The following is a 5,074-nucleotide window of genomic DNA, read 5'->3' on the forward strand; positions in this document are numbered from 1 at the left end:
GTCAAGATTAAATTCCAGAAACCCTCATCGCTTACGCGTTGAGGGTTTTTGTTTTTGAGGCACGATAAAGTCTTTTTCGTACCGTGCAGATACAAAAAAACCACCTGGTCGAGGTGGTTTTTTATTTTCCGGGAGAATCAATCCCCGCGGTATTCGCACCCGCTGGTGCAGGTCTCATGAATACGAACGGCGGACAGCTCCGGCAGCAGAGGCTTCAGCTCATCCCAGATCCATTTCGCCAGGTTTTCGCTGGTTGGATTCTCAAGGCCGGGGATGTCATTCAGGTAATTATGATCAAGGCGTTCGTACAACGGTTTGAAAATAGCCTTGATTTCCGAAAAGTCGCGGATCCAGCCTGTGTGAGGATCAACCTTGCCAGCCAGATGAATGCCGACACGAAACGAATGGCCGTGCAGACGTCCACACTTGTGACCCTCTGGTACGTTAGGGAGGCGGTGTGCTGACTCGAAGGTAAACTCTTTGAAGATTTCCACTGTGTATTGGCCCCGGAAAAATGGCGATCGCAGACGCGATAAATGCAATCGACCAGTTTAACAGCAATGGCCTGAAACTCCATGCAGGGCTTGTGTGTGACGATTCCTTCAGATGCGATTGATGGCACTCGGCCAGATCTATTCAGTTTGAGTTAAGTTGTACGGGGTAAGGTAAACGCCATAGAAGCATCGACCGCTATGGACTCCTCCAATAATGAAAACGCTGACAACCCTGCTGGCGGCCCTGACATGTGTTCTGACTTCATGTGTCATCCAGGCGCGTGGTGTCGACCCGCATGAGGTATTGCGCCTCAGTAATGCGGGCACTCTCCAGTCTGCTGAAAAGCTCGATGCTAACGCCCTCAGCAAGCACCCTGGTGCCAGTATTCTTGATACACAGTTCAAGAATATATACGGCAGGTACGTTTACAATGTCGAGCTGCGTGACAAGCACGATATTGAGTGGGTTCTCGAAATAGACGCCGCTACGGGTCAGGTCTACAGGAATCATCAGGATAACTAATGAATGTCGACAAGCGTCTCTGTGTCATCCTTGGTTTGAGTCTGACCTGCTCTTTTGTCTATGCCAGGGATCTGAATCAGGATGAAGCGCTCAGTCTGCGGCAGCGTGGGGTGATACTGCCTCTCGAACAGTTTATCGAGCGCGCGCTGGGTCTTCATCCCGGCGCTCGCCTGCTGGAGGCTGAGCTTGAGGAAAAAAATAACATGTACGTGTATGAATTCGAGTTGCTGACCCCGCAGGGTGTTGTCCGTGAGCTCAAGTTCGATGCGCGCGATAGCCGATTGCTGAAAGACGAGGATGATGACTGATGCGCCTGCTACTGGTTGAAGACCATGTTCCTCTCGCGGATGAGTTACTCGCTGCGCTGGGACGGCAAGGCTATGCAGTCGATTGGCTGGCTGACGGTCGTGACGCGGTTTATCAAGGCGCAACCGAGCCCTACGACCTCATTGTTCTGGATCTGGGGTTGCCCGGCATGCCCGGGCTTGAGGTTCTCCAGCAATGGCGCGGCAAGGGCCTGGCTACCCCCGTACTGATTCTGACGGCACGAGGTTCGTGGTCAGAGCGTATAGAAGGCTTGAAGTCGGGGGCTGACGATTACCTGACCAAACCTTTTCATCCTGAAGAACTACAGTTGCGTATTCAGGCCCTGTTGAGGCGTTCGCACGGGCTTGCCAACCAGCCAACCCTTGAGTCTGCCGGCCTTAATCTGGATGAAGGTCGCCAGAGTGTCAGCCGGGATGGCGTTGATATCCAGCTCACGTCTGCAGAGTTTCGTCTGCTGCGCTATTTCATGCTCCACCCTGGACAGATTCTCTCCAAAAGCCATCTCTCTGAGCACTTGTACGATGGCGAAAACGAGCGTGACTCCAATGTCATCGAGGTCCATGTCAATCACCTGAGGCGCAAACTAGGCCGCGCAGTGGTCGAGACACGCCGTGGCCAAGGCTATCTGTACGGCGGAGCCGGAGGTTGAAATCCATACAACGGCGTCTGAGCCTAGGTCTTATCGCCGTTATGGTCGTTGTTGGCCTGGTGATGGCGCAGACCAGTCTCTGGCTGTTTGAAGTGGGCCTGCAGCGCTATCTGGAGTCGGGCTTACGCAACGAGAGCGAGAACCTGCTGGTGGCGCTGGTGCGGGGTCCTGCCGGGCTGCAACTGGATGACCATCGCTTGTCGGGTGCTTATCAGCGCCCGCTGTCCGGCCACTATTTCCGCATGGACTTGCCGCAGGGCCACTGGCGCTCCCGTTCTTTGTGGGATTTTGAGCTGCCGCAGCCTGGGGTGGGGTTGCACGCTAACCTTGAACTTGGCAAGACCGGGCAGTCGCTGTTGATGCTGACCAGCGAATACCGAAAGTTCGGCAAGCAGATTTCAATTACCGTCGCCCAGGATTACACGCCGGTCAGGGCGAGCTTTCGTCTCATGCAGCAGATCGGGGTTGGGCTCGGGCTCGCAGCGCTGATCCTGGTGCTGGTTTTGCAGCGCATCACTGTACGCAGGGCGCTTCGGCCTCTGGAAACCGTTCGCGAGCAGATCTTCCAGCTTCAACAGGGTCAGCGTTCGCAACTGGACAATCAGGTGCCCCTCGAGCTTGAGCCCCTTGTGGCTCAGATCAACCATCTGCTTGCGCATACTGAAGACAGCCTGAAACGCTCACGCAATGCACTGGGCAATCTGGGGCATGCCTTGAAGACACCGCTTGCGGTATTGCTCAGCCTGGCCCTCAGTGGACAGCTGGACGGCAACCCCGCACTGCGCAAGACGTTGCAGGAGCAATTGGAAAATATCCGTCTGCGTCTGGAGCGTGAACTCAATCGGGCCCGTCTTTCCGGGGACGCGCTGCCCGGAGCCCGTTTCGACTGTGATGCTGAACTGCCCGGGTTGTTTTCCACGTTGGGCATGATTCATGGTGCTCACCTTCATTTGGTCAACGATGTCGAAGCAGGCATGCACCTGCCGTGGGACCGGGAGGATATCCTCGAATTGCTGGGCAACCTTCTGGATAACGCCTGCAAGTGGGCCGACAGTGAAGTGCGTCTGAGCATTCTCAGTCAGGCTCAGGGCTTCAGCCTGCTGGTGGACGATGACGGGCCCGGTATTCCGGAGTCGCAGCGCGCAGAGGTGTTCAGCCGTGGCGCTCGCCTTGACGAGCAGATTACCGGTCATGGCCTGGGCCTGGGGATTGTGCGCGATATCGTTGAGGCCTGGGGCGGCCAACTGCAGTTGCAGGAGAGCCCCGCTGGAGGGCTTCGCGTACGCATTGATCTTCCCGAGCGCACTGCTCCATAAGTTGCCAGCCTGCAACTCTCAGAGTGTTCATACAAAAAAATACGCCAGGTCTTAATGTCCGTCGGATGCCGCCGATAGCCTGACAGGTATCTCTGACTCATAAAAATAACCATAAGGCCACTCCTATGCGTCTCAGTCTGAAAGCCAAGGTTCTGTCGCTGGCAGTTCTGCCGGTTCTGATATTTGCGCTGGTGATCAGTGCTACCACGGTGTTCATGCTGCACCGGCAGGCAGAGCGCGAGGTCAGTGATACGCGAGAGCGTTTGCTCTCTGAAGCCAAGGCAACGTTGCAGAACTACGTTGCGATCGCCATGACGGCCATCAAGCCGCTTTACGAGGCTGCAGCGCCGGGTGATGAAACTGCGCGCTCTAATGCGATCAAGCTGCTTTCCTCCATCAGTTATGGCAAGGATGGTTATATCTTTGGCTATGACTCTCAGGTAATCCGGATATTCCGTAGCAACAGTCCTGATGGCGTGGGCAAGAGTTTCAATGACGCCCGCGATGCGAACGGGGTCTACATCAACCGCGAACTGGTGGCGGTCGGCAAGGCGGGCACTCACTATGTGATGTACTCCTCGGCCCTGCCTGGCAAGACTGAACCTGTGCCCAAGATTGGCTACACGGATTATCTGCCGAAGTGGGATCTGATCATCGGTTCTGCCGTCAATATCGACGGCATTGACGCTAAAGTTGCTGAAGTCAGGCAGAACGTCGAAGCGCGCCTGAAAGAAATGCTGTACAGCATTTTGGGTATCACCGTCCTGGTGCTGGTCATCATTGGCGTCATCGGGATATTGATGGCTGGCACTCTGCTACGTCCGCTCGGTTTGATGAAAAACAACCTGGATGACATCGCCGCGGGTGAAGGCGATCTGACTCGGCGTCTGGCCATTACCAGTAATGACGAGCTTGGTGATCTGGCTGGTTCGTTCAACCGGTTTGTCGACAAGATCCACGGTATGGTTCGTCAGGTCAGTGAAATGACCGGGCAACTCAATGGTCTGGTCGGAGAAGTGTCATCCCAGGCACAGCGCTCGGAAACCGCCATGGACCGTCAGCGCCACGAAACAGATCAAGTGGCGACCGCAATCAATCAGATGTCGGCTGCGGCTCAAGAGGTCGCCAAGAGCGCGCAGGGTGCTTCCGTGGCTGCTCAGCAGACCGACGAACAAGGGCGCGCCGCCAAGCGCGTTGTGGATGGCAGTATCAGACAGATTCATGCACTGGTAGACGACATCCGCAAAAGTGGCTCGTCACTGGATGTTCTGCAAAAGGACGTTTCTTCGATCGTCAGCGTACTGGGCGTCATTCGCTCTATCGCCGAACAAACCAACCTGCTCGCACTCAATGCAGCCATCGAGGCCGCGAGGGCAGGGGAAGCAGGGCGTGGTTTTGCTGTGGTTGCCGACGAGGTTCGGGCGCTGGCCAGCCGCACCCAGCAAAGCACGCAGGAAATTCAAGGGATGATCGACCGTCTGCAGCAGGGCACTCAGGAGGCGGTCACGGCAATGCGCCGTTCCAGCGAAGCTGGCGACGGGACCTCTGCGCAAGCCAACGAAGCAGGAACATCGCTGGTGACCATAGGTGAGTTGATCGCGACGATCAATTCGATGAACGCGCAAATTGCCAGCGCAGCGGAAGAGCAGACGGCAGTTGCCGAAGAAATCAATCGCAGTGTTCATCAGATCGCAGGTGCAGTCGAAAGCGTCGCCGACGAAACCCGGCAAAGTGCAAAGACCTCACGCAGTGAACCGCCCCGGGT

6 protein-coding genes and 1 pseudogene are annotated in these 5,074 nt (G+C 56.0%); 6 read left to right on the forward strand and 1 reads right to left on the reverse strand.

Going from position 1 to position 5,074, the window contains the following annotated elements; genetic code table 11:
- Positions 1-137: 137 nt before the first annotated feature.
- Positions 138-494 carry a 6-carboxytetrahydropterin synthase QueD gene (queD, locus tag ALO64_RS00460; RefSeq protein WP_044345547.1) on the reverse strand — a complete coding sequence of 119 codons (357 nt, stop codon included), beginning with the start codon at positions 492-494 and terminating at the stop codon, positions 138-140.
- A gap of 214 nt (positions 495-708) precedes the next feature.
- On the opposite strand from queD, the gene ALO64_RS00465 reads away from it, so the two are divergent.
- The 6 genes and pseudogenes from ALO64_RS00465 to ALO64_RS26705 form a co-directional block, all read left to right on the forward strand.
- Positions 709-1,017, forward strand: coding sequence for a PepSY domain-containing protein (locus ALO64_RS00465; RefSeq protein WP_002554028.1), 309 nt, complete (start codon positions 709-711; stop codon positions 1,015-1,017).
- Positions 1,017-1,325, forward strand: coding sequence for a PepSY domain-containing protein (locus tag ALO64_RS00470; RefSeq protein WP_002554027.1), 309 nt, complete (start codon positions 1,017-1,019; stop codon positions 1,323-1,325). Before ALO64_RS00465 ends, ALO64_RS00470 begins: the two co-directional genes overlap by 1 nt.
- Positions 1,325-1,993 (forward strand): response regulator transcription factor, encoded by a 669-nt coding sequence (locus tag ALO64_RS00475; RefSeq protein WP_002554026.1) that lies wholly within the window; start codon positions 1,325-1,327, stop codon positions 1,991-1,993. Before ALO64_RS00470 ends, ALO64_RS00475 begins: the two co-directional genes overlap by 1 nt.
- The gene (locus tag ALO64_RS00480; protein ID WP_002554025.1) at positions 1,990-3,309 is read left to right on the forward strand and encodes a sensor histidine kinase; all 1,320 of its coding nucleotides are present in this window, start codon (positions 1,990-1,992) and stop codon (positions 3,307-3,309) included. Before ALO64_RS00475 ends, ALO64_RS00480 begins: the two co-directional genes overlap by 4 nt.
- A gap of 215 nt (positions 3,310-3,524) precedes the next feature.
- A pseudogene (locus ALO64_RS26700) lies at positions 3,525-4,208 on the forward strand (cache domain-containing protein); the annotation flags it as partial.
- A gap of 201 nt (positions 4,209-4,409) precedes the next feature.
- On the forward strand, positions 4,410-5,074 hold a 665-nt coding region (locus ALO64_RS26705; RefSeq protein WP_408002890.1), incomplete at its 3' end, for a methyl-accepting chemotaxis protein.

The organism is Pseudomonas meliae (assembly GCF_001400515.1).
Lineage (GTDB): Bacteria > Pseudomonadota > Gammaproteobacteria > Pseudomonadales > Pseudomonadaceae > Aquipseudomonas > Aquipseudomonas amygdali.

Excerpts from the sequence above, each read along its gene's own strand:
- ALO64_RS00465 (WP_002554028.1), top strand. The coding sequence starts at position 709 with ATGAAAACGCTGACAACCCTGCTGGCGGCCCTGACATGTGTTCTGACT.
- ALO64_RS00470 (WP_002554027.1), top strand. The coding sequence starts at position 1,017 with ATGAATGTCGACAAGCGTCTCTGTGTCATCCTTGGTTTGAGTCTGACC.
- ALO64_RS00475 (WP_002554026.1), top strand. The coding sequence starts at position 1,325 with ATGCGCCTGCTACTGGTTGAAGACCATGTTCCTCTCGCGGATGAGTTA.